Raw genomic sequence first — 25,806 nt, forward strand, 5'->3', positions numbered from 1 at the left:
CAGCGGTGATCCTTGTGGGAGCGGGCTTGACCCGCGATTGGGCCGCAAAGCGGCCCCCACCCACCCTCGAGCGACGCCATCGGCATCGGAACGTCTGCATGTACCGCAACTGCAGCGACTAAACTCCAGCGGTCGGGACCGGCGGTGAAATTAAACGCCAACCCGACTGACCTCGAACGACCTGTGCGCTGTCTACCCCATTCAACCCGGCCTGACGCCCAGAAGGAGTGACCCATGGAAGCACCTACCCACAGCTTTAGCGCCCTGTTCAAGCAGCTTGGCCTGCCCGATGATCCCAAAGGCATCGACCAGTTCATCACCAGCCACTCGCCGCTCAAGGGCGACATCAAGCTGGTGGATGCGCCGTTCTGGACGCCGGCACAGCGCGAATTCCTCAAGGAGGCGATTCTGGAGGATGCCGACTGGGCCGTTCAGTTCGACCAGCTCAACGAGGCGCTGCGCAATCCCCGCAAATAAGCGCTGAGCGGCACCTGTACCTGCAGTTGGCGTTGCTATGCTCAGAAAAACAATAAGGGGATGGCGCCAATGAAAGATCCCTACGCACCCGGCTTCTGGGCGGCCGTGACCGCCCTGGGCCTGCTGAGCACCGGCTACTTCTACGGCGTTCGCCAGCTCTACCAGTTGGTGGAGGCCATGCACTTCATGTACGCGGCCGCCGCCGTGATTGCGGCGCTGGCCCTCACGGCCCTGGCCTGGAGCAGCTGGCAGCAGCTCAAGGTGCGCAAGCGCCAGCTCGAGCAGGGCCGCACCCTGGTGGCCATCTGGAACACCAAGGTTGCCCTGCGCCGGGTCGAAACCGTATTCGACCGCTACTTCTGGGGCAGCTACTGGCAGCCGGGGCGCACTTTTCAGGAAGTGATGGGCGAGCTTGAAGGCACCCCGCTCGAACAGAGCCTCGAAGCCCTCAAACGCCAGTGCCAGCAGCTCGACCAGCAGACCCGCGGGCGCCACCGCTACTGGCTGAACAACGCCCGCGAACTTTCCAGCGTGGCCACGGCCATGGCCCGCGAACGCTACCAGCTCGACCTGTGCGACTCGCAGCAGAGTGCCGGGCGCGGCAGCGCCGTGCTCAACCGCGACCTCGAAGTGCTGGTGTACACCTGGTCGGCGCGCCTGCGCAGCTTCGACCACCAGCTCGACGAGCTGGAGGGCGAATACCGCTGAGGTTCATTCGCCGCGGATGTACTGCTCCAGCTGCAGGATCAGGTTGGCCTGTTCGGCAATCGCCGCCTTGACCAGATCGCCAATCGACAGCAGACCGATCAGCTGGCCGTTCTCCACCACCGGCAGATGGCGCAGGTGGCTGTTGGTCATCAGGTTCATGCACACCTCCACGCTCTGGTGCGGGTCTACCGTGACCACCGGTGCGCTCATGATGTCGCGTACCGGCGTGCCCACCGACGAACGTCCCTTGAGCACCATCTTGCGGGCGTAGTCACGCTCGCTGATGATCCCGACCACCTGGCCGTCATCGACCACCGGCAAGGCGCCGACGTTCTTCTCGCCCATCACCATCAGTGCCTCGAGCACCGTCTGGTGCGACCTGATGGTGTGTACCGCATGGTGTTTTTCTTCTTTGGTATTGAGCAGCTCTTTCACGGTTTTCATGTGCAGCCTCGGCGGTGGATAAGCGGCGATGCCTATCCCCTAAGAATCGTGCACGGATGCCCACTCGGCAAGGTTGAAAACGCCATGGGGCCGATTGAAAAACGTCATGCTCCGTCGAAACCGCGCATCAGCATCAACGCCACGCCTGTCAGCAGCACCGCCGTGGCCCGTTGCAGCAGGCGCGGACGCGCCGGCTGCTGCAGCACATGACGGATGCGCTGGCCGAAATAGCAGTACAGGCAGCCGCTGGCAAACTGCAGCAGCAGGAAGGTCAGGCCGAGCACGGCGATGTCGCGGGTGTGGCTGGCAAACTGCGGGAACACCGCGCTGAACATCAGGATGCTCTTGGGGTTGGACAGCCCGGTCAGCAGGCCCCTGGCGAACAGCGCCCGGAAACCCTCCAGCGCCGGCCCGCCGCTATCGCCCAGCGCCAGCCCGGTACTGGTCCACTGCCGCCAGGCCAGGTACAGCACATACGCGACCCCCAGGGCCTGGATCAGCTGGCGCACCAGCGGGTAGCCCTGGATCAGCGCCGAAAAGCCCAGTGCAAACACCAGAATCGACAGCAGGTAGGCCACGCTGGCGCCCAGTTGCGCCGGCAGCGACTGGCGCAGGCCGGCCTTGAGGCCCAGGCTCAGCAACAGCAGGGTCATCGGCCCTGGGCTGAAGGTCATGCTGGCGCAGAACACCACGAAGTAACCGAAAGAGGAGGGCGTCAGGCCGAGGCTCATGGGGCAGTGCTCACAGTGCAAAGGCCGCAGTCTAGAGCGCGGGCCACGCTGCGGGCAGGCCAAGCAGCGGGCAATCGCGCCCTACTTTACTGGTAGGATTACCGGTAAACCTGTGGAGACCTGCATGCTGCCCGTCATCGAGTTCTGCCCCGGAACACCCAAGGTCCAGCAGATCGCCGAAGCCTGGGCGCGTGCCATCGAGGCCGGCGAGCTGCCGGCGGGCAGTCGCCTGCCGCCGGTGCGCGAACTGACCGCGCAACTGGGCGTGAGCAAGTTCACCGTGATCGAAGCGCTGGACCGCCTGCGTGCCCGCAACCTGATCACCTCCAGCCAGGGCCGCGGGCACTTTGTCGCCAGCCGTCACGCGCCGAGGGTGCCGGGGGGCGACACCGACTGGCTGCCGCAGGACCTGGCCAGCGTGCTGCGCCGCTCGCTGCTGGCCGATGACAACAGCCTGCGCCCCGGCAGCGGGCACCTGCCGCCCGACTGGCTGGAGCCCGGCAACCTGCGTCAGGCATTGCGCGCCGTGGCCCGCTCCACGCGCCTGCGCATTGGCGGCTACGGCACGCCGGCCGGTTACCTGGCGCTGCGCCAGACCCTGCAGACGCGCCTGCTCGGCCAGGGCATCGCCGCGCCGCTGGAGCAGATCGTCACCACCAGCAACACCGTGCAGGCGCTGGACATGCTGCTGCGGGTGATGCTGCGCCCGGGCGATTGCGTGGTGCTCGACAGCCCGTGCTATTTCAACTTCCACGCCAACCTGGCCCTGCACGGCGCGCGCATCGTCACCGTGCAGCGCACCGCCGAGGGCCTCGACCTGGCGCGTTTCGAACAGTTGCTGGCGCAGCACCGGCCCAGGCTGTACCTGACCACCAGCGTGCTGCACAACCCCACCGGGCACTCGTTCACTGCGGGCCAGGCGTTCGCGCTGTTGCAGCTGGCGCGACAGTACGACTGCCATGTCATCGAGGATGACCTCTACGCCGACCTGCACCCGCAGGCGCCGGCCCGCCTGGCGGCGCTGGCGGGCCTGGAGCAGGTGACGTACCTGTCCGGGTTCTCCAAGACCCTCAGCGCCAACGCCCGGGTCAGCTATGTGGTGGCCGCGCCGCAACTGGCCGCCAGCCTCACCCACATGAAGCTGATGAGCGGCGGCATTACCTCCGAACTGCTGGAGCAGGTGGTCGAACAGTTGCTTACCGATGGCAGCTACGACAAGCACCGCAAGCGCCTGCAACTGCGCCTGCAGGAGGCGGCCGGGCGCGTCGAGCAGCGCCTGCGGGCGCTGGGCTGCGAGCCGCTGCTGGGGTATGCCGGCGGCCTGTTCATCTGGGTGCGGCTGCCCCCCGGTTGCGACGCCCAGGCCCTGGCCCGTGCAGGCCTGGCGCGGGATGTGCTGTTGGGGCCGGGCAGCCTGTTCGGCCCCGAGCCCGGCCTGTTGCAGTGCATGCGCTTCAACGTCGCCTGCAGCGACGACCCGCAGCTATGGTCGGAGCTGGCGGTACTATTGGACAGTTTTGCCGACCCGGCATCTGCGTTATAACGAACCCCCAAAAACGTCGGCACAGTGTGTAGCCGGCGGCCACCTTCAAGGAGTCACCATGTTGCCAAGGCGGCCCACCGTCCTCACCTTCCTGTTGCTTGGCGCGGGCTCCGCGAGCGCCGACAGTGTCGACCTGGCGCCGCTGGAAGTCACCTCCACCCGCGTGACCTCCGAATGGTTGCAGACCCCGGCCGCCGTCAGCTCGGTGAGCGTCGCCGACAAGCCCGGCGAACAGATGCTGACCCTCGACAGCCTGCTGATGGCGGTGCCCGGTGCGGTGCCGCAAAGCCGCTACAACATGGCCCAGGGCATGCGCCTGTCGATTCGCGGCTTTGGTGCCCGCTCCAGCTTCGGCATGCGCGGCATCCGCGTACTGGTCGACGGCGTGCCGTTGACCATGCCCGATGGCCAGACCGAGATGGACGGTGTCGACTTGAGCCTGGTGGAAAACATCGAAGTGATCCGCGGCTCGGCTTCCACCCTGTACGGCAACGGTGCCGGCGGCGTACTGGCGATCACCACCCGCGAGCCCTCGCTGGAGCCGCGCACCCTCGTGGACGTGGGTGGTGGTGCCGACGGCTATCGCCGCGTGCGTGCCGAAACCAGTGGCACCTCCGGCAACCTTGGCGGGTTGCTGGCGCTCAACGTCACCAACATGGACGGCTACCGCGATCACGCCGCCTCCGAAGCGCGCAACCTCACCGGCAAGCTGCGCTGGCAGGCCGATGCCGGCGTGCTGGGGGTAACCTTCCAGGCCCTCGACAACCGCTCCGAAGACCCTGGCGCCCTGACCCTCGCGCAGGTGCGCGACAAGCGCAGCCAGGCGCGCCCGCAGAGCCTGCTGTTCGACTCCGACGAACAGATGAACCAGCAACGCCTGGCGGTCAACTGGACCAGCCAGCTGAGCGACACCGACAGCTACCAGCTGCGTACCTGGCTGGGCCGGCGTGACTTCGGCAACCGCCTGCCGCTGCGCGCGGGCGGGCAGACCACCTACGAACGCCTGTTTGCCGGTGTCGGCGGGCAGTACACGCACCTGGCCAACTGGTTCGGCCTGGGTCATCAGCTCACCACCGGCATCGACATCGAGCAGCAGCGCGACGACCGCGAGCGGCACAACAACGAAGTCGGTGGTCACACCGGCAACCTCACCCTGCGCCAACGCGAAAAGGCCGGTGGCTATGGGCTGTACGTGCAGGACAGCATCGACCTCACCGAGCGTCTGCAACTGACCCTGGGCGGACGCTATGACGCCACGCGCCAGTCGGTCGACGACCGCTTCCCGAGCGACGGCGACGCCTCCGATGCGCAGCGTTTCGAAGACTTCAACTACAGTGCCGGCCTGAGCTACCGCCTTACCGAGCACACCATGGCGTATGCGCGGGTGGCCACCTCGTTCGAGACCCCCACCCTCAACGAACTGAGCAACCCGACCGCAGGCGGCTTCAACACCGGGCTGCAACCGGCGCGGGCGCTGACCCGCGAGCTGGGTGTGAAGGGCGAGTGGGACGACCTGCGCCTGGAGGCGGTGGTGTACAGCATCCTGCTCAAGGACGAACTGGTGGCGCAGAGCACCGACCGCGGCAACACCTACAGCAACGCCGGCAAATCGCGGCGTGACGGCTTCGAGTTGAGTGGCGAATACCGGCCTGTGGATAACTGGCGCCTGTCGATGGCCTACAGCTACAACGACTACCACTACACCCGTTTCGAGGGCTATGACGACAACCGTCTGCCGGGCATTCCCCGGCAGACCTTGTTCACCGAGGTGGGCTACGAGTCGGATGCGTTCTATGCACGGGTCAACATGAACGCCTATGGTCCGCAGTATGCGGACAACGCCAATGAGGCGCGGGTGGCGGGCAATGCCTTGTTCAACCTGCGCGTGGGCACGGTACTCAAGCTTCAGGGCCAGGAGCTGGAGCCGTACGTGGGTGTGGATAACCTGACTGACCGGCGTTACTACGACAACCTGCGCATCAACGACACAGGCGCCCGTTACTACGAGCCGGGCCCAGGTCGGACCTTGTACGCGGGCATTCGCGCGAGCTTCTGAAGGCCTGACGCCGGACGAACAAGGCTGGCAACGCCGATCCTGCAGGCCATGGCGCGTTGCAATCGATGCAGGAGCCGGCCTTGCCGGCGAAGCGCCGCGCGGGCGGCGCTCGATCTGATCGATCGCCGCAGAAGCAGCGGCTGGCACCTTGTGAGGGCACATCTGGTGCCATCCCCTGCAAAACCTTGAACCCCATCACGTTTCCCACACCCCGTTGCAACTTTCTCGCGATATCCCCGTCAGAGCGGTGCGGAAGAGGTTGTAGGACAAATCACCGTCCCTCCCAGCAGGCTTGAACATTCAGCCGCGCACAACGCTCCGCCCCCCGATAACACTCCCCCAAGAATTCCGGCCCACAAGGATGTGCCATGCTGCCGATCGCCCATTGCCGGGCGTTGACGACACGTGTTGCCCACTGCTTCGTCAGCACCTCGCGCCCCACTCCCGCTGCCGCACTGCTGCTGGCCCTCGCTGCCTGGGCCGCCGGTGCCGGCACCGCCGCACACGCCGCCGACCCGAATGCCGAGCTGCTGCGCCAGCGCGACCGCGAGCGGGTGCAGCGCGAGCAGCTCGAAGCACGCCCCGACGTGCGCCTCGAAGCACCGCTGGCCGATGAAGGCGACGGCCGCCTGCCCGCCAATGAAACCCCGTGCTTCCCCATCCGCCAACTGCGCCTGGTGGGCGATGCGGCCGAGCGCTTCCAGTGGGCGCTGCGCGCCGCCAACCCCAAGGATGACCCGGCCACCGGGCGCTGCCTGGGCAGCGCGGGCATCAACCTGACCATGAAGCGCATCCAGAACGCGATCATCGAAAAAGGCTACGTCACCACCCGCGTGCTGGCCCAGGCCCAGGACCTCAACAGCGGCGAACTGACCCTGACCCTGATTCCCGGGCGTATCCGCGACATCCGCTTCGCCGAAGGCACCAGCTCGCGCGCCAATGCCTGGAACGCGCTGCCGGCGCACTCGGGCGACCTGCTCAACCTGCGCGACATCGAACAGGCCCTGGAGAACTTCAAGCGCGTACCCACCGCCGAAGCCGACATCCAGATCGCCCCGGCCCAGGCCCGCGACGCCGGCCCCGGCGAGAGCGACATCGTGATCGCCTGGCGCCAGGCCTTCCCGGCGCGGCTCAGCCTGTCTGTGGATAACTCCGGCAGCAAGACCACCGGCAAGTACCAGGGCAACCTGGCGTTGTCGCTGGACAACATCCTCTCGCTCAACGACCTGTTCTACGCCAGCGCCACCCACGACCTGGGCGGCGGCGAGTCGGGCAATCGCGGCTCCAAGGGCAACACGCTGCACTACTCGCTGCCGTTCGGCTACTGGCTGCTGGGCTTCACCACCAGCGAGTACGACTACCACCAGCAGGTGGCCGGCGAGAACGAGACCTACCAGTACCGCGGCGAAACCCGCAACAACGAGCTGCGCCTGTCGCGCCTGCTGTACCGCGATGCGGTACGCAAGACCACGGCCTGGGGCAGCCTGTGGACGCGTACCTCGGAAAACTTCATCGACGACACTGAAATCCAGCTGCAGCGCCGGCGCATGGCCGGCTGGGAAGCGGGCCTGAGCCACCGCGAATTCATCGGCGCCTCCACCCTCGACCTGAGCGCGGGCTACCGCCGCGGCACCGGTGCCCACGGCGCACTGCAGGCGCCAGAAGAACTCACCGGCGAAGGCACCTCGCGCTCCAAAATCATCAGTGCCGATGCCCAGCTGCAGGTGCCCTTCATCGCCTACAACCAGCGTATGCGCTACATCGGTGGCTGGCGCGCGCAGTGGAACCGCTCGGCGCTGGTGCCGCAGGACCGCTTCTCCATCGGCGGGCGCTACACCGTGCGCGGCTTCGACGGCGAGAACATCCTCTCGGCCGAACGCGGCTGGACCCTGCGCAACGAGATCGGCCTGGCCCTGGGCGATACCGGCCAGGAGCTGTACACCGGCGTCGACTACGGCGAAGTCAGCGGCCACTCCAGCGAGTACCTGGTGGGCAAGCGCCTGGCCGGTGCCGTGGTAGGGGTGCGCGGCGGCTACAAGGCGCTGTCGTATGACTGGTCCTGGGGTACGCCGCTGAAGAAGCCCGACGGTTTCGAAACGGCCAACATCACCAGTGCCTTCACTGTCTCTTTGTCGTTCTGAGGCCCGCCATGCGTATCGATCGCTTCGACATCATCGCCCCCGGGCTCTTCGACGAGCCCTGGAACGAGGCCACCGTGCTGGGCTCGGCCACCTGGCTGTGGATGCACTCCACAGCTCACCGCGACGCACCGCTGCACAGCCTGGCCACCCTGTTGCTGCCGGCGCTCAAGCACCGCCAGTTCGTGCTCGGCAGCGAGGCCGGCAAGCCGGTGTTCTACCTGTCCTGGCTCAACCTCGACGGCGCCGCCGAGCAGCGCTACATCCAGCGCTCGCCTGTCGAGATGGCCGATGCCGACTGGAACAGCGGCGAACGCCTGTGGATAAACGACTTCGTCGCCCCGTTCGGGCATGCGGCAACGCTGGCGCGCCTGGTGCAGCGCCAGCTGTTCCCCAACCGCTGCATGCGCGCCCTCGACCACCAAGGCGAAGTGCGCGGCCTGCGGGTCAAGACGCACCTGGGGATCGGCGTGATTCCCGAACAGGCCAAGGCCTGGTTTGCCGCTCACCCGCTGGAACTCACAGCGTAACCCTGACTTCTGGCGGTCTGGCACCGCAAATGGAATTGCAATGAACAAGCATCTCTACCGTATCGTTTTCAACAAGGCTCGCGGGCTGCTGATGGTGGTTGCCGAGAACGTCGCCAGCCAGGGCAAGGCGCCGGGCACCACCACCGGGCCCGTGGCCGGCTCGGCCGGCACACTGGCCGAACTGGGCCGCCTGCGTTTCGCAATGATGCTCGCCCTCGGCCTGGTGGCGCTGGACGCTGCACCTTCCTGGGCTGCCGGGGTGGTCGCCGATGGGCGTGCGCCAGCAGCCCAGCGCCCGAACGTGGGCCAGAGTGCCAACGGCACGCCGCAGGTGAACATCACCGCCCCCAGCGCCGCCGGCGTGTCGCGCAATACCTACAGCCAGTTCGACGTGGACAAGCGCGGGGTCATCCTCAACAACGGCGTCAAGGCCAGCCAGACCCAGCTGGGTGGCTGGATCCAGGGCAACGGCAACCTGAGCAAGGGCAGTGCGCGGGTGATCCTCAACGAGGTCAACGCCAGCAACCCCAGCCAGTTGCGCGGCTATGTGGAAGTGGCCGGTCAACGCGCCCAGGTGGTGATCGCCAACCCGGCCGGCGTCACCTGCGACGGCTGCGGGTTCATCAACGCTAACCGCGCCACCCTGACCACCGGCCAGGCGCAGCTTGAGAACGGCCGCATCACCGGCTACCAGGTCAAGGGCGGTACCCTCAGCATCCAGGGCAAGGGCCTGGACAGCGCCGACGCCGACTACACCGACCTGATCGCGCAGAGCGTGCAGGTCAACGCCGGCATCTGGGCCAAGGACCTGAAAGTCACCGCCGGGCGCAACCAGGTCAACGCCGACAATACCCGCGCAACCCGGCTGGCAGGCAGCGACGAGGAGGCCCCCGCAGTCGCCATCGACGTGGCCAAGCTCGGCGGCATGTACGCCGGCAAGATCATGCTGGTGGGCACCGAGGGCGGTGTGGGCGTGCGCAACGCCGGCACGATCGGTGCCGGCGCCGGCGAAGTGGTGATCAGCGCCGACGGCAAGCTGCTCAACAGCGGTACCCTCAGCAGTGCCGGCGCCACCCGCGTCGCCGCCAAGGGCGGGGTCGACAACAGCGGCACGGTCTATGCCAAGGGCGACCTGCAGCTGAGCAGCGCCGGCGACCTGAACAACAGCGGCACCCTGGCCAGCCAGGCCAATGTCGAACTCAAGGCGACCGGCGCGCAGTCGACCATCACCAGCAGCAAGGGCTCGGCACTGGCTGCCGGGCTGGACGAGAGCGGCAAGCTGGGCAAGGCCGGCAACCTGACCCTCACCGCGCAGCGCGTGCAGGCCCACGGCGAACACCTGGCCGGCGGCGACCTGCAGGTCAGTGCAGGCGACGTCGACCTGAGCGCCAGCCGTAACGTGGCCGGCAACATCACCCTCACCGGCGGCGACATCAACCTCGCCAACGCCAGCGTCGATGCCAGCAAGACCCTCAGTGCCACCGCCCGCCAGACCCTGCGCAGCGACGCCGCCAAGGTGGTGGCGGGCAACCTGCAAGTACGCGCCGGCGAGCTGTCGAACGTGGGCGGCGAGCTGACCCAGAGCGGCAAGGGCAGCACCTCGATCAAGGTCGACGGCACCCTCGACAACCGCAGTGGCCGCATCGCCAGCAACGCGACCCATGCCACGCTCAGCGCCGCCACCGTGGTCAACACCCAGGGCCGCGTCGAGCATGCCGGCGCCGGCACCCTGCAGTTGTCTGCCACGACGCTCGACAGCGCGCAGGGCACGCTGGTCAGCACCGGCACCCTGCAGCTCAAGGCCGGCCAGGTACAGCTCGACGCCGGCGTGGCTCAGGGCAAGGACGTATCGATCGAGGCCGACACCCTGTCCAACCGCGGCGGCAAGGTCCTGGCCACCCAGGGAGGCAGCCTTGCGGTCACCACCCAGGGCCTGCTCGATAACACCGGCGGCACCCTTGCGGCCAGCGGCAACGGCGTGTTCAACGCCGGCACGCTGGACAACCGCAGCGGCACCGTGAGCGCCGGCGGCACACTGTTTGCGGGCGCTGGCGAGCTGTTCAACACCGCCGGCACCTTCGCCGCGATCCGCCAGATGACGCTGACTGCGGCGCACCTGAACAACAGCGGCGGTACGGTCGGCTCGGTACAGGGCGCCCTGCTGCTGACTGCACGCGACAGCCAGCTGGGCAACGTGGGCGGGCGCCTGGAAGCGGCGGGCGACATCGTGGTGAACGCTCAGGGTATCGACAACAGTGGCGGCGTGATCAGCGGCCTGGCACTCAACCTGAACAGCAATGGCCAACTGCTGCAGAACGCCCAGGGCACCCTGGATGCGCGCAGCACCCTGGACCTGCGCAGCGGGCGCCTGGAAAACGCCGGCGGGCTGATCCAGTCCCAGGGCAGGCTGTACATCGATACCGGCGAACAGGCACTGGTCAACCTCGACGATGGCAGCGGCAAGGGCATCATCAGCCAGGGTGCGCTGGAGATTCACAGCGCGCATCTGAGCAACGCCGGCGGTTACATTTCGGCCAAGGGCGCGATGCAACTGCTGGCCACCGACGTGACCAACGCCGGCGGGCGCATCGTCGGCGCCGACAGTGTGCAGGTGCAGGGCCTGCGGCTGAACAACCAGGCCGGGCAGATCCAGGCGCTGGGCGCCATCGACGTGGCCTCGGCCGAACGTGTGGACAACCAGGGCGGCCTGATCCGCTCCGCCGGTTTGCTGCATGTGTCGACCGGCACCCTCGCCAACAACGCCACACAGGCCGACAACCAGGGCCTGCAAGGGCACGCCCTGCGCCTTGAGTCCGACGTGCTGGGCAACCAGGCCGGTGTGATTCGCGCCGACACCACGCTGGACATCGGCGTCAGCCAACTGCTGGACAACGCGGGCGGGCTGATCAGCTCCAGCCAGCACCTGAACATTACCGACCGTGACCCCGCTGCGCGCCGCCAGAGCATCAGCAACCTCGACGGGCGCCTGCTGGCCGGCCAGTCGCTGAGCCTGAACGCCGCCTACTACAGTGGCAACGGTCAGGCCGTGAGCCTGGGCGACCTGACCCTGCGCCTGCTCGCAGGCCTTGAACTCAGTGGCCTGCTGCAGGCCAATGGCACCCTCGACGTGCAGACCGGCGGTGCGCTGAACAACAGCGGCAAGCTGCTGGCCGGCCGCTCCATGCTGCTCGACGCCAGTACCCTGGACAACCGCGCCGAGGGTGAAATCAGTGCCGACCAGGTGCGCATCACTGCCCACCAGAGCCTGACCAACCGTGGCCTGATCGACGGCCAGAAGGTACGCCTGCAAACCGGCGTGCTGTACAACCTGGGCACCGGTCGCATCTACGGCGACCAGCTGGGCATCGCTGCCGGCACCCTGGTCAACGCCAACGAGGGCGACCGCTCCGGTGCCATCGCCGCCCGTGCGCGCCTGGACATCGGCGCCACGCAGATCGACAACAGCGAAGCGGCGCTGATCTTCAGTGCCGGCGACATGGCCATCGGCGCCACGCTGGATGACGCCGACCACGCCAGCGGCCGCGCCGCGCTGCTGACCAACGCCAGTGCCACCATCGAGTCGCTGGGGCACATGGCGCTGGACGTGCAGACCCTGCGCAACCTCAACAACCACTTCAGCACCCGCGACGTGGAAATCAGCCGCCAGAGCTTCCAGGAATTCCAGCTGGCCGGCTCGCCCAACCGCTACCAGGCCGACCAGGTCACGTTCCGCCACAACGAAGTGCAGTACCTGATCACCCCCGAGGGCCAGAAGGACAACTGGAACCGCTACGACGTGACCCGCGTGGTGCGCGAAACCCAGATCGCCACCTCGGCGCCGGGGCAGATCCTGGCCGGCGGCAACCTGGTCATCAACGCCGGCGAAGTGCTCAACGACAAGAGCCGGATCATCGCCGGCGGCCTGCTGCACGGCGCCATCGGCAGCCTGGTGAACACCGAGTTCAAGGGCCGGCAGGTCACCACCGACAGCGGCACGGTGACCAACTTCTACCGTATCCAGCGCAAGGGCCGCGACCGCCAGGGCGCCCGCGTGGCCGGTTATGTGCCCGCGCCGCTGATCCAGGAAATCTCGCTGCAGCCCACCGTATGGCAGGAGCTGGCCGCCGTCACCGGCAGCGGCACCCAGCTCGGCGGCCATGCCAGCCAGCTGAGCGACCAGCAGGCCGCCGGCGCCGGCGCGGTGGACAGCGCCGCCGCCAATGCCTACCAGGTGGCGCCGATCATCGAGGTGGCGGCGCAGGCCGGGCTCAATGCCGAAGGCGTCGGCGAGCAGATCCGCACCGGCGGCCCGGTGCTGACCCTGCCGAGCAACAGCCTGTTCGACAGCAACCCGCAGGCGGTGCGCAATTATCTGGTGGAAACCGACCCGCGCTTTGCCGGCTACCGCAACTGGCTGTCGTCCGACTACATGCTGCAACAGCTGCACCTGGACCCGGGGCAGACCCTGCAACGCCTGGGCGACGGCTTCTACGAACAGAAGCTGATTCGCGAACAGGTCGCCCAGCTCACTGGCCGGCGCTTCATCGACGGCTATGCCAATGACGAGGAACAGTACCGCGCGCTGCTCGACAACGCGGTTACCGTGGCCAATACCTGGCAACTGGTGCCGGGTGTGGCGCTGAGCGCCGAGCAGATGGCCCAGCTGACCAGCGACATCGTGTGGCTGGTGGAAAAACAGGTGACCGTGGCCGGCGGCGAAACCCGCAGGGTGCTGGTGCCGCAGGTGTACGTGCGGGTGCAGCAGGGCGACCTCAACGGCGCGGGTGCGTTGATGGCCGGCCAGCAGCTCAAGCTCGACGTGAATGACACCCTGAGCAACAGCGGCAGCCTCGGCGGGCGTAGCATCCTGGCGCTGACCGCGCAGAATGTGGAGAACCTCGGCGGGCGCATCCAGGCCGACAAGGTATCGGTGCAGGCACGCGAGAACCTCGACAACCTCGGCGGCCTGATCGGCGCCGTGGACAGCCTGGCGATCAGCGCCGGCAACGACCTCAACGTCATCTCCAGCACCCATGACAGCAGCAGCGAGCAGGGCACGCGCAGCAACCTGTCGCGGGTGGCCGGGCTGTTCGTCAGCGGCGCCGGCGGCACGCTCACGGCCTCGGCCGGCAACGACATCAACCTGGCCGGTGCCCAGGTGGTCAACGCCGGTGCCAACGGCAGCACGCAACTGGTGGCCGGCAACAACCTGAACCTGACCACTGTCACCGAGTCGCACCAGCAGTCGATCACCTGGAACAGCAGCAACTGGCGCAAGGACGCCAGCCGCACCGAGGTGGGCAGCAATGTGCAGGGCACCGGCGACGTCAGCCTCAAGGCCGGTCAGGACATCAACCTGCGCGCCAGCCAGGCCAGCAGCGAGCAGGGCATGGTGATGGCCGACGCCGGCCGCGACGTGAACCTGATGGCCGGGCAGAACTACCAGTTCGCCGACGAGGCGCACAAGGTCACTGGCGGCAACGGCATGTTCTCCAAGACCACCAGAACCACCCGTGACACGCTCAGCGAAACCACCGCCCAGGGCTCGACCCTCAGCGGCGAGCACACCTACGTGCAGGGCGGGCGCGACATCAACCTGCAGGGCGCCAACGTGGTGTCCAGCCAGCAGACCATCCTGGTGGCGGGCAACGACGTCAACATCGCGGCGGCCAGCGACAGCCGCAGCGAGCGCCACGACAAGACCGAGAAGACCAGCGGCCTGTTCAGCGGTGGTGGCATCGCCGTGACCGTCGGCACCCAGGAGCAGCGGGTCAAGGACATGACCACCAGCACCACCGCGGTGGCCAGCACCGTCGGCTCCACCGAAGGCGACGTGCTGATCGAGGCCGGCAAAAGCTATCGCCAGGTCGGCAGCCAGGTCATGGCGCCCAAGGGCGACGTGGATATCCGTGCCGAGAAGATCGCCATCGTCGAGGCGCGCAACACCAGCGAGCGTGAGCGTCAGACCCTGTTCAAGCAGACCGGCGTGTCGCTGACCCTGACCAACCCGGTGATCAGCGCCATCCAGACCACCCAGCAGATGAAGCAGGCCTCGGACAAGACCGAAGACGGGCGCATGAAGGCGCTGGCCGCGGCCACTGCGGCACTGGCGGCCAACAACGCGGCCACCGCGGTGGCCACCGATCCGGGTTCGGCGGGCGGGATCAACCTGAGCCTGTCGCTGGGCACCAAGAAGAACCAGAGCACCACCGAGCAGCACAGCGATACCGCTGCCGGCTCGACCATCGTCGCCGGCAACGACGTGCGCCTGATCGCCACCGGCGCCGACGAGGACAGCACCCTCACCGTGCGCGGCAGCCAGATCAAGGCCGGCAACAATGCCAGCCTGCTGGCCGACGGCGACATCAACCTGCTGGCCGCCACCAACACCAGCACCCAGCAGACGGACAGTACCGGCAGCAGTGCCAGCGTCGGTATCGGCCTGTCGCTGGGCGGCACACGCAACGGCTTCACCCTCGACCTAGGGGTGTCGGGCAATCGCGGCGAAGCCGATGGCGAGGACCTCACCCACACCAACACCCATATCGATGCCGGCAACCAGCTGGTCATGGTTTCGGGCGGCGACACCAACCTCAAGGGCGCGGTGGTCAGCGGCAAGCAGGTGGTGATGGACGTGGGCGGCAACCTCAACATCGAGAGCCTGCAGGACACCAGCACCTACACCGTGGACGAGAAGAGCCTGGGCGTGGGTATCAGCCTGTGCATTCCGCCGTTCTGCTATGGCATGAGCTCGGTCAGTGGTGCCAGCGGCAGCTTCGGCGCCACCGACATCGACTCCAGGTACGCCAGCGTCACCGAGCAGTCGGGGATCAAGGCCGGCGACGGCGGCTTCGATATCTACGTGGCCGGCAACACCGACCTGGTGGGCGCAGTGATCGCCAGCAGCGACAAGGCCGTGCAGGACGGCAGCAACCGCCTGGTCACCGCCAGCCTGACCAGCCGCGACATCAGGAACGAGGCCGAGTACAAGGGCAGCAGCCTGAGCCTAGGCGGCGGTTACCGCGAGGTCGGCAAGGACCAGCAGGGCAACGCCACCAGCGGCGCCACGCAGACCCCTGGCACCGACCTTGCCAAAAACGAGAACGACATCGGTGTGAGCATGCCGATCGCCATCAGTGCCAGCGATAGCGCCAGCAGCGTGACCCGCAGCGGTATCAGTGGTGGCAGTATCGTCATCACCGATGCGGCCGAGCAGCACAAACGCACCGGCAAGAGCGTGGACGAGGCCATAGCCAGCCTCAACCGCGACGTGTCCAGCGACCGCGATGGCAGCAATGCGCTGAAGCCGATCTTCAACGAGGAGCAGATTCGCGCCGGATTCGAGATCGTCGGCGCGTTCGCCAACGAGGCGGGCACCCTGCTCAACAACAAGGCCAAGGAAGTCGACGCCAAGCGCAACCAGGCCAAGGAGGCCGAAGCCAAGGCCGCCAACCCGGAACTGGGCGACGGCGAGCGTACTGCCTTGCTGCTGGCGGCCAGCGACCTGCGCCATCAGGCCGACGGCATTGCCGAAAACTGGGGCGCCGGCGGCACCTACCGGCAGATCACCACCGCGCTGGTGGGTGCGGCCAGCGGCAACATCAGCGCCGGCAACACGGCGTTCATGCAGGGCCTGGTGGTCAACTACGTGCAGCAGCAGGGCGCGGGCTATATCGGCGAGCTGGTGGCCAACGGCAGCCTTATCGAAGGCTCGCCGGTACACGCGGCGCTGCACGGCATCCTCGCCTGCGCGGGCGCGGCGGCCAGCAGCCAGAGTTGTGGCAGCGGTGCGGCCGGGGCGGCGGCATCGAGCGTGCTCACCGGGTTGTTCTCCGAAGCCAGCCCCAACGAGTCCGAGGCGCAGCGTGAAGCCAAGCGCAACCTGATCACCAGCCTGGTCACCGGGCTGGCCGCCAGCACCGGCCTGGATGCCGCCACCGCCAACACCGCCGCTGGCGCCGCCACCGACAACAACTGGCTGGCCACCCAGCAACTGGTGCAGGCCAAGAAGGAGCTCAAGGAAGCCGAGGGCCTGGCGGACGAGCTCAAGGTCATTGCCAAGTGGGGCTTCATCAGCAAGAAGCAGGACCTGCTGACCCAGGTTGGCGTGGGGCGTGGCCTGGTCGAGGCCGGCATCAACGATATCGAGGGGCTGGCGCAGTTCATCGCGCACCCTATCGATGGCCTCAAGGGCATCAAGGAACTGATTTCCAACCAGGAGGCGCGCGACAAGCTGGGCGCCGATGTGGTGGATGAACTCAACGCCAAGATCGACCGCGTGACCCTGGCGCTGGAGGTGGGCGGTGACGAGCACGCCATGCAACTGGGGCGTGACCTGGGCGAGATCGTGTGGCAGGCCGGCAGCATTGCCACCGGCGTGGGCGGCGCGGCCAAGGCCGGCGTGACGCTGGCCAAGACCGGCATCAAGATGGGCCGGGCGGGTCTGGAAAAAATGGCCGCCAAGGCCGAAGTGCTGGTCAAGGAAGCGCCGGTGGCCAAGGTCGAGCTGCCCCCTGCCGGCAAGCCGGCGGCGGGTGCGGGCACCGTGGCCACCGTCGAGCGCCTGGACGAACTGCCCGTGAAGCAGTTCAACCCCTATGACAACCCGCGCTACAAGGAGATGACGCCCACCGAGCAGCAGGCGTACCTCAAGGAATACAACAAGCAGTTGCAGGCCCAGCAGGACGCCATCAACAACATGACCGCCGACGAGTTCAAGTTCGCCCGCGAGGCGTTCGACAGCACCGGGCGCAACCCCGACGCGGTGGCGCTGCAGCGCAAGTTCGGCCGCGAATTCGAGCGTAGCGTGGCCGAGAACATCCAGAAGGGCCTGGTCAACAACGGTGTCGACCCCAAGGTTGCGGCGCAGATGGCCAAGGCACGGGCCAAGGAAATCAAGTCGAACCTGGCCGCACTGCACGAGCCCGACATGGTGGCTGGCGGGTGGGTAAAACCCGACCCTGTTAGAATGGGCAATTCGAACGTCAACTCGTCGATCGGCGCCAGCTGGTCGAGCCGGCTGCCGCTGCTGGACGAGACCGTGCGCAAGGCGGTGGAGGCGGGCAACGGCAGTGCCAAATTGAACATCAGGTTAGAGCTAGCCAGGGGAGCCAGTCAGTGATGAAGGACGCATTTCTCGAGATGTTTATCGAGGCCATGGGCGAGCCTGCCCATCAGCGGCCCGTGCCGGCCGAAAGCATCGCGCAGTACCGTGGCCGCCTGCCGGACAAACTGCTGGAGTATTGGCAGGAGCAGGGGTGGGGCAGCTATGCCGACGGCCTGTTCTGGCTGGTCAACCCGCACGACTACCAGCACCTGCTGGACATGTGGCTGCAAGGCACCGAGTTCGAGAAGCTGGACACCTACCATGTGATCGGCCGCACGGCCTTTGGCGACCTCTATGCATGGGGCGAAACCTATGGCCGCAAGCTGATCGTGCTGTGTGCGTACAACCGCGTGTACGCCATGAGCAGCGAAAAGAACGTGCCCTGCAGCAACCCGGACCTGGAGCTGCAGTCGTTCCTGTCGATGGTCGAGCGCGAGGACTTCGACATGGAGGACGCCGATGGCGAGTTCCTGTTCGAGCGTGCGCTGCAGGCCCTGGGCCCGCTGGGCGAGCAGGAGCTGTACGGCTTCGAGCCCGCGCTGGTGATGGGCGGCAAGGCGGTGCTGGGCAACCTGCGCAAGCTGCAGCTGGATGTGCACCTGACGATTCTTCGCCAGTTCGGTCGCTGAGCGCATGACCCTGCTCGATGACTGGATAGCTTGCCGCGAAGGTCGCGTCGTGCTCGACAGCTCGCATTTTCTCGGCTTGTTCAAGGAGCATGGCAGCGACGCGGAGCTGGCGCAGATCTTTGCCGGCTTTGCCCAGGCCGATGCCTTGCAGGCGCGGGCGCAGCAGGTGCTGGCGGCAGGTTCGCTGGACAGCAGCCTGTACCTGTTGCCGCAGCGCGGCTGCGATGAAGGCCGGCTCAAGGCCGCGGCGCTGGCCTGGTGGAACGAACAGGCACGGTACTGCCTGTCCACCCAGGGGCCGTGGCCGGAGCAGGCCCACTGGCAGCCTGTGGTCGAGGTGGTAAGCCGCGAGGTGGCGTTGAAGGCGTTGCAGAGCGATGCGCCGAATGCCTGGGTGTTCGAGCATTTCGCCGACACGGTCATCGAGGACGTGCGTGACAGCCAACTGCCGATGTACGCGCTGCTCGAAGCGTTGTACGGGATTGCCGCTGACTATTACCTGGCGTGGTACATCGCGGCGCCGCTGCTGGCGCTGGAGGTGGATTTTGCGCGTTATTTCGAGCTGTGGCGGCTGGGGGGCATGAGCGTGGTGCTGCAGGACCGGCTGCTGGTGGCCGGTTGACAGGTATCAGCAGAGCCGGCATCGACGGCGAACAGGCCCGCACCGCCTGCCAAAACCTCCGGCACTGCCTGTAGACTCTCCAGCGCCCCGCACCTGTGCGGTTGATCGATCAAGCGTTGAGAGGATAGAGAATGAGTCTCTGGGATGACCTGAAAAAGAAAGCCGTCGACGCCAACCCCGAACTTGCCGCCAAGGCGGCCCAGGCGCTGACCAAGGCCAGGGAACTGGCCGTGGAGGCCGGCCAGAAGGCCGCGCCGGTGCTCAAGGAGGCCAGCGAAAAGGCCGCCGCCTACGCCCAGGAGAAAACCCCGATCCTCAAGGCCCAGGCGCTCAAGGCCATCGATGATGCCAAGGTGCGCCGCGCCGAGCTCAAGGAGCGCGCCAGGCACGACAAGGCCGCGCGCGAGGAAATGGTGCGCACCATGTATGACATCAGCCTGTCGCCCGACGACCCCAACTTCATCGACGAGCCGTTCAACCACTACGATCGCCAGTTGCATTTCTTCGTGGTCACCGGCGAGATTCTCGACACCCAGAAGCGCAACCAGACCCACCTCAGCGCCAGCCACTCGCACCATTCCGGCGGCGGCTACATGATCGACGGCTACGGCTCCATCGGCGGCAGTTCGTCGTCGATGCATGTGAGCAGCCACAACATCCAGGAGCATGAGTTCTGGGTGAAGCTGCGCGATGGCAGGGAAGCGTGTTTCCAGTTCGCCGACAGCGCCGTGCGCATCCGCACCGGGCAGACAGTGAGCATGCTGTTCGCGCGCCCTGCCGACACCCAGACCGGGCAGATGGTGGCGCTGTACAACCACAGCTCGCAGGAAAACCATGTGATCGCCGGGCCGGCCGCGATCAACCAGATATTCAACCTGTATACCGTCGAGCCCGGGCTGTTCAACGGCAATGACGTGACCACCCGGCGCAACCGCCTGCTGCAGGAGCTGGATCGGCGGCTGGGGCAGTTGGCCAGGTACTCGGCATTGCATGGCAACAGCCAGGGGCAGCTGATAGAGAGCGAGCGCACGGTCTGAGCCCGGCCTGCCCCTTTTGCGCGCCCATGAAAAAAGGCCCGGGTTTTCACCTGGGCCTTTTGTCGTAGATGGCGCACTCGGCGGGATTCGAACCCACGACCCCTGCCTTCGGAGGGCAGTACTCTATCCAGCTGAGCTACGAGTGCAACGCGGGCGCCATGATACCCATCTGCACCCTTGCCGTCCATCGCCAGTAATGTTGTGTTCGATTCCGAACACTCGCTGGCGCAAAAGTGACGTTGATCTGAAATTTCAGGGTCTGCTAGGCTTTTTGTTCTTTTTTTCGAACACCCTATTGTCCTTTGTTCCCGTTGATCCTAGGATTCGTTTGAGATTTCAAACGCTCTCCTTTTTCTACAAATCAATAATTCGCCCTGTGTTCGCACGGTGCAGTTAAGGAAGCCCGACATGCAGCTCAAAGACGCCCAGTTGTTCCGCCAGCAAGCCTTCGTCAACGGAGAGTGGCTGGACGCGGACAACGGTCAGACGATCCAGGTGACCAACCCGGCCACCGGTGAAGTGCTCGGCACCGTGCCTAAAATGGGCGCCGCCGAAACCCGTCGCGCCATCGAGGCCGCCGACAAGGCTCTGCCGGCCTGGCGCGCACTGACCGCCAAGGAGCGTGCTGGCAAGCTGCGCCGCTGGTTCGAACTGATGATCGAGCACCAGGACGACCTGGCCCGCCTGATGACCTCCGAGCAGGGCAAGCCACTGGCCGAAGCCAAGGGCGAAATCGCCTATGCCGCCTCGTTCATCGAGTGGTTCGCCGAAGAAGCCAAGCGTGTCTATGGCGACACCATCCCGGGCCACCAGCCCGACAAGCGCCTGATCGTGATCAAGCAGCCGATCGGCGTTACCGCGGCCATCACCCCGTGGAACTTCCCGGCTGCGATGATCACCCGCAAGGCCGGCCCGGCCCTGGCCGCTGGCTGCACCATGGTGCTCAAGCCCGCTTCGCAGACCCCGTACTCGGCCCTGGCCCTGGTCGAGCTGGCCACCCGTGCCGGCATCCCGGCTGGCGTGCTGAGCGTGGTCACCGGCAGCGCCGGCGACATCGGCAGCGAACTGACCGGCAACCCGATCGTGCGCAAGCTGTCCTTCACCGGCTCGACCGAAATCGGTCGCCAGCTGATGGCCGAATGCGCCAAGGACATCAAGAAGGTTTCCCTGGAGCTGGGCGGCAACGCTCCGTTCATCGTGTTCGACGACGCCGACCTGGACAAGGCCGTCGAGGGCGCGATCATCTCCAAGTACCGCAACAACGGCCAGACCTGCGTCTGCGCCAACCGTATCTACGTGCAGGACGGCGTCTACGACGTGTTCGCAGAGAAGCTCAAGGCGGCAGTCGCCAAGCTCAAGATCGGCAACGGCCTGGAAGACGGCACCACCACCGGCCCGCTGATCGACGGCAAGGCCGTGGCCAAGGTGCAGGAGCACATCGCTGACGCGGTGAGCAAGGGCGCCAAGGTACTGAGCGGCGGCAAGCTGATCGAAGGCAACTTCTTCGAGCCGACCATCCTCGTCGACGTGCCGAAAAGCGCCGCCGTGGCCAAGGAAGAAACCTTCGGCCCACTGGCTCCGCTGTTCCGCTTCAAGGACGAGGCCGAAGTCATCGCCATGTCCAACGACACCGAATTCGGCCTGGCCTCGTACTTCTATGCCCGTGACATGAGCCGTGTGTTCCGTGTCGCCGAAGCCCTGGAATACGGCATGGTCGGCATCAACACCGGCCTGATCTCCAACGAGGTCGCGCCGTTCGGTGGTATCAAGGCCTCGGGCCTGGGCCGCGAAGGCTCCAAGTACGGCATCGAGGACTACCTCGAAATCAAATACCTGTGCATCAGCGTCTGATCGCAGCGTAAGGCTTTACCTCTGCCAGCGGGGCGCGAGAGCGCCGTCCCGCTGGCCTTTTTTACACCGTGACATCCGGCCGCCTGGGCCCCTGCAGCAGTCGATCAACGCATGCTGCTGCAGTCGAATACCGGCCGCCCCGATCGAATCGCGCCACCTGCGTGTGGCGAAATGAGGACATTATGAGCAAGACCAACGAATCCCTGATGCAACGCCGTGTAGCCGCCGTCCCACGTGGCGTCGGCCAGATCCACCCGATCTTCGCCGAGTCGGCCAGGAACGCCACCGTGACTGACGTCGAAGGCCGCGAGTTCATCGACTTCGCCGGCGGTATCGCGGTACTCAACACCGGTCACGTGCATCCGAAAATCATCGCTGCCGTTGAAGCTCAACTGCACAAGCTGACCCACACCTGCTTCCAGGTACTGGCCTACGAGCCGTATGTCGAAGTGTGCGAAAAGATCAACGCGCTGATCCCGGGTGATTTCGCCAAGAAAACCCTGCTGGTCACCACCGGTTCCGAAGCCGTTGAAAACGCCATCAAGATCGCCCGTGCCGCCACCGGCCGTGCCGGCGTGATCGCCTTCACCGGCGCCTACCACGGTCGCACCATGATGACCCTGGGCCTGACCGGCAAGGTCGTACCGTACTCGGCCGGCATGGGCCTGATGCCAGGCGGCATCTTCCGCGCCATCTACCCGAACGAACTGCACGGTGTGAGCATCGACGACTCGATCGCTTCGATCGAACGCATCTTCAAGAACGACGCCGAAGCCAAGGATATCGCTGCGATCATCCTGGAGCCGGTCCAGGGCGAAGGCGGTTTCTACGTCGCGCCTAAAGAGTTCATGAAGCGTCTGCGCGCCCTGTGCGACCAGCACGGCATCCTGCTGATCGCCGACGAAGTACAGACCGGCGCTGGCCGTACCGGTACCTTCTTCGCCATGGAACAGATGGGCGTCGCGCCTGACCTGACCACCTTCGCCAAATCCATCGCTGGCGGCTTCCCGCTGGCCGGTGTGTGCGGCAAGGCCGAGTACATGGACGCCATCGCTCCAGGCGGCCTGGGCGGCACCTACGCCGGTAGCCCGATCGCCTGCGCCGCGGCCCTGGCCGTGATGGAAGTGTTCGAAGAAGAAAAACTGCTGGACCGCAGCAAGGCAGTCGGCGAGCGTCTGGTCACTGGCCTGCGCAAGATCCAGGACAAGCACCCGATCATCGGTGACGTGCGTGCCCTGGGCTCGATGATCGCGGTCGAGGTGTTCGACAAGGCCGGTTCCCACACCCCTAACCCGACTGCCGTTGCAGCCGTCGTGGCCAAGGCGCGTGACAAGGGCCTGATCCTGCTGTCGTGCGGTACCTACGGCAACGTGCTGCGTATCCTGGTTCCGCTGACCTCGCCTGACGAGCAGCTGGACAAGGGTCTGGCCATCATCGAAGAGTGCTTCGCCGAACTGGCGTAAGTGTGACGCGATAGGAAAAAACCCGCCTCGGCGGGTTTTTTTTCGCCCAAAGCCCGACAAGGGCGCTAAGGTTTGCACAGGAGCTACCTTGGAAGACGCCCTGGATGGCGTGCATCGAGATGTCAGGAGAAGCCCGATGACCGTTTCAAACCCACCCACCGCACCCTGTGTGCTGATTGCCGAAGGCGACCCGTGGGTGCGTGACATGCTCAAGGACATGCTGCTCAGCGTGCGCTGCGATGCCCGCCTGCACGTCTGTGCCAATGGCCACGAGGCGCTGTCCGCGCTGGCCAGCCAACCCGATCTGATCATCGCCGCCCGCGAGCTGCCCGGCATCGACGGCCTGGACCTGCTGCGCAGCGTGCGCGCCAAGCGCCGCAGCTTGCCGTTCATCCTGATCAGCAGTCGCAGCGATGTGGCCAGCGTGCGCGAGGCGCTGCCGCTGGCGCCCACGGCGTACCTGAGCAAGCCGCTCAATGCCGAGCTGCTGCGCCAGCGCCTGGAGGAGCAACTGCTTGGTGCCGGCGAGGCGGTGGCCTGCCCGGTGCCGGCATTGCGCCCGGGCATCACCTTGTCGCGGTTTCTCGAAGACCACCGCAGCACCGCCGATGGCGGGCCGTTGCTGGCTGATGTGAAGCAGGCGATCAAGCACGCACTCAACCCCGAGGGGCTCAACCTCAAGGCACTGGAAGAAGAGATCCGCAACGACCCGCAGATCACCGCGGTGCTGATCGCTGCGGCCAACAGCGCGGCGCTGCATCGTGACGGTGCGGTGCAGACCCTGCTGCAGGCGTTGAACAAGCTGGGCACCACCCAGAGCATGAACCTGATAATGGGCCTGGCACTCAAGCGCAGCGCCAGGCTCAGCGACCCGTTGCTGTCACGCCATGCCGAGCATTTCTGGGGCCTGTCGCTGCACACGGCCGAGTATGCCGCCAGCCTGGCGCGGTCGATGGAGCTGGACCAGGAGCGTTGCTACTGTGCCGGCTTGCTGCATTGCCTGGGCGACCTGGCGTTGCTGCGCTGCCTGCAGGAGTGGAGCCTGGCCGGGGGCGAGCTGGACGAGGACGCGGTGCAGTTGTCGTTGAACGAGTATGGCGCTGCGTACGGCTCGGCGCTGCGTACCCGCTGGCGCTTGCCGCTGGAGCTGCGCGAACTGATTGCCTCGGTGTATCAGTTGGGGGGCGGGGTGTACTCGCGGGAGAACCTGATCTTGAACCTGGCCGGGCAGCTGGCGCGGCTGCCGGCCGAGCAGGGCCTGGAGCAGTTGGCCGAGAGCAAGACGGCGCGCCTGCTGAGGGTGGGGTTGGCGCAGCTGGAGCTGCTGCGCAAGGCCTGAGACCGCAATCGCGGGTCAAACCCGCTCCCACAAGGGCCCTGGTAAACCTGTGGGAGCGGGCTTGGCCCGCGATGGGGCCGGCTCAGGCGCCGGATGTTTCAGCCCCTGACAATCTGGTTCTTGCCCTGCCGCTTGGCCTGATACATCGCCGCATCCGCCCGTGCGAACAGGCTGTCGAGCACTTCATCCTCCTCATCGATGCCGGTCAGCCCCTGGCTCACCGTCACCCCGAACACCTGTTCGTCCTGGCTGAAGCTAAGGCGCTGGATCTCGCGCTGCAGACGCTGCGCCACCTGCAGCGCCAGCTCCGGCGTGCACCCGGGAAACACCGCCGCGAACTCTTCGCCGCCAATGCGCCCGAACAGGTCGCCACGGCGCAGCACCGCCTTGCCGCTGTCGGCGATGCGTTGCAGCACCTGATCACCCGTCTGGTGCCCGTAGGTGTCGTTGACCTGCTTGAAGTCATCGATGTCCAGCAGCAGGAACGCCATCGGCGCCTGCTCCTGGCGTGCCTTTGCGAAGGTGTGGTGCGCGCATTCGAAAAAGTGCCGGCGGTTGCTGCTCTGGGTCAGCACGTCGGTGGTGGCCAGGCGCTGCAACTCGCCTTCGAGCTGCTTCTTTTCGGTGATGTCCTCGGCCATGCCGACCACGATCACGCCCTGTGCGCTATCGGCCTGCTGGTTGATGAAGCACTTGTCGCTGAGCCAGCGCACCTGCCCGTCGGCGGCGATGATGCGGTACTCGCGGTCTTCCACCGCGCCCTTGACCAGCACCTCGGCCAGGCTGCGTTCGGCGTACTCCAGGTCGTCGGGGTAGATGCTGTCGCGCCACTCGTTGTGATCGGCCAGCAGCAGACCGGCCGAGCGCCCGAAAATCCGCTCGTAGGCCGGGCTCACGTACAGCACGCGCCGGGTTTCCCAATCCATGGCCCAGAGCACCGCGTTGACACTGTCCAGCAGCGAGCTGAACAGCTGCTCGCGCTCGCTCAGGCGCGCGACTTCACCCTGGGCATGCAGCAGGGCCAGCAAGGTGTGCGCGGGATGCGACGGTGGGCTGAACGACGGGGACGGCGGGTTCTTGTTGACCATGTGCACGAAGCGTCTCGAAAAGCGGAATCGAAAGGCGAAGGGCG

Annotated in this window: 16 protein-coding genes and 1 tRNA gene; 13 read left to right on the plus strand and 4 right to left on the minus strand. The window is 66.3% G+C overall.

From position 1 onward, the window contains the following. Positions 1-234 precede the first annotated feature (234 nt). Together NP552_RS06860 and NP552_RS06865 are read left to right on the plus strand one after the other, a co-directional pair. Positions 235-477: a DUF2789 domain-containing protein gene (locus NP552_RS06860; RefSeq protein WP_043861319.1), complete on the plus strand. Its 243-nt coding sequence runs from the start codon at positions 235-237 to the stop codon at positions 475-477. A gap of 69 nt (positions 478-546) precedes the next feature. Further along, positions 547-1,185 (plus strand): hypothetical protein, encoded by a 639-nt coding sequence (locus NP552_RS06865; RefSeq protein WP_054915884.1) that lies wholly within the window; start codon positions 547-549, stop codon positions 1,183-1,185. A 3-nt stretch (positions 1,186-1,188) separates the two neighbouring features. On the opposite strand, the gene NP552_RS06870 is transcribed toward NP552_RS06865, so the two are convergent. Further along, positions 1,189-1,629 (minus strand): CBS domain-containing protein, encoded by a 441-nt coding sequence (locus tag NP552_RS06870; protein ID WP_043861317.1) that lies wholly within the window; start codon positions 1,627-1,629, stop codon positions 1,189-1,191. 104 nt (positions 1,630-1,733) lie between these two features. Then, positions 1,734-2,360 carry a LysE family translocator gene (locus NP552_RS06875; protein ID WP_274096587.1) on the minus strand — a complete coding sequence of 209 codons (627 nt, stop codon included), beginning with the start codon at positions 2,358-2,360 and terminating at the stop codon, positions 1,734-1,736. A gap of 124 nt (positions 2,361-2,484) precedes the next feature. Between NP552_RS06875 and NP552_RS06880 the strand changes: the two genes are divergently transcribed. From NP552_RS06880 to NP552_RS06915, 8 genes are all read left to right on the plus strand, one after another. After that, on the plus strand, positions 2,485-3,903 hold the full coding sequence (locus tag NP552_RS06880) for an aminotransferase-like domain-containing protein (protein ID WP_274096588.1): 1,419 nt from the start codon (positions 2,485-2,487) through the stop codon (positions 3,901-3,903). Positions 3,904-3,961: 58 nt separating this feature from the next. Continuing rightward, on the plus strand, positions 3,962-5,959 hold the full coding sequence (locus tag NP552_RS06885) for a TonB-dependent receptor family protein (RefSeq protein ID WP_078481732.1): 1,998 nt from the start codon (positions 3,962-3,964) through the stop codon (positions 5,957-5,959). A 368-nt stretch (positions 5,960-6,327) separates the two neighbouring features. Beyond that, complete coding sequence (locus NP552_RS06890; protein ID WP_054915887.1) at positions 6,328-8,100, plus strand: ShlB/FhaC/HecB family hemolysin secretion/activation protein; 1,773 nt, start codon at positions 6,328-6,330, stop codon at positions 8,098-8,100. Positions 8,101-8,108: 8 nt separating this feature from the next. Then, on the plus strand, positions 8,109-8,627 hold the full coding sequence (locus NP552_RS06895; RefSeq protein ID WP_054915888.1) for a toxin-activating lysine-acyltransferase: 519 nt from the start codon (positions 8,109-8,111) through the stop codon (positions 8,625-8,627). Positions 8,628-8,667: 40 nt separating this feature from the next. Continuing rightward, positions 8,668-17,748: a hemagglutinin repeat-containing protein gene (locus NP552_RS06900; protein ID WP_274096589.1), complete on the plus strand. Its 9,081-nt coding sequence runs from the start codon at positions 8,668-8,670 to the stop codon at positions 17,746-17,748. Further along, positions 17,748-18,362: a GAD-like domain-containing protein gene (locus NP552_RS06905; RefSeq protein ID WP_043861310.1), complete on the plus strand. Its 615-nt coding sequence runs from the start codon at positions 17,748-17,750 to the stop codon at positions 18,360-18,362. Before NP552_RS06900 ends, NP552_RS06905 begins: the two co-directional genes overlap by 1 nt. A 4-nt stretch (positions 18,363-18,366) precedes the next feature. Then, positions 18,367-18,984, plus strand: a complete 618-nt coding sequence (locus NP552_RS06910) for a hypothetical protein (RefSeq protein ID WP_043861309.1) — start codon at positions 18,367-18,369, stop codon at positions 18,982-18,984. 131 nt (positions 18,985-19,115) lie between these two features. Further along, positions 19,116-20,021 (plus strand): hypothetical protein, encoded by a 906-nt coding sequence (locus NP552_RS06915; RefSeq protein WP_274096590.1) that lies wholly within the window; start codon positions 19,116-19,118, stop codon positions 20,019-20,021. 69 nt (positions 20,022-20,090) lie between these two features. On the opposite strand, the gene NP552_RS06920 is transcribed toward NP552_RS06915, so the two are convergent. Beyond that, a tRNA-Arg gene (locus NP552_RS06920) sits at positions 20,091-20,167 on the minus strand. 262 nt (positions 20,168-20,429) lie between these two features. Here NP552_RS06920 and gabD point away from each other — a divergent pair. The 3 genes from gabD (at position 20,430) to NP552_RS06935 (ending at position 24,674) form a co-directional block, all read left to right on the plus strand. Next, a complete protein-coding gene (gabD, locus tag NP552_RS06925) occupies positions 20,430-21,872 on the plus strand; it encodes an NADP-dependent succinate-semialdehyde dehydrogenase (protein ID WP_043861307.1) in 1,443 nt (480 codons plus the stop codon). A 182-nt stretch (positions 21,873-22,054) separates the two neighbouring features. Beyond that, on the plus strand, positions 22,055-23,335 hold the full coding sequence (gene gabT / locus NP552_RS06930) for a 4-aminobutyrate--2-oxoglutarate transaminase (RefSeq protein WP_043861306.1): 1,281 nt from the start codon (positions 22,055-22,057) through the stop codon (positions 23,333-23,335). Between the two features lie 136 nt (positions 23,336-23,471). Beyond that, the gene (locus NP552_RS06935; protein WP_043861305.1) at positions 23,472-24,674 is read left to right on the plus strand and encodes a response regulator; all 1,203 of its coding nucleotides are present in this window, start codon (positions 23,472-23,474) and stop codon (positions 24,672-24,674) included. 98 nt (positions 24,675-24,772) lie between these two features. Here the strand turns inward: NP552_RS06935 and NP552_RS06940 are convergent, their stop codons facing one another. Further along, the gene (locus NP552_RS06940) at positions 24,773-25,762 is read right to left on the minus strand and encodes a sensor domain-containing diguanylate cyclase (RefSeq protein ID WP_255000782.1); all 990 of its coding nucleotides are present in this window, start codon (positions 25,760-25,762) and stop codon (positions 24,773-24,775) included. Positions 25,763-25,806 lie beyond the last annotated feature (44 nt).

Source organism: Pseudomonas sp. 8209, from assembly GCF_028682105.1.
Taxonomy (GTDB): Bacteria; Pseudomonadota; Gammaproteobacteria; order Pseudomonadales; family Pseudomonadaceae; genus Aquipseudomonas; species Aquipseudomonas palmensis.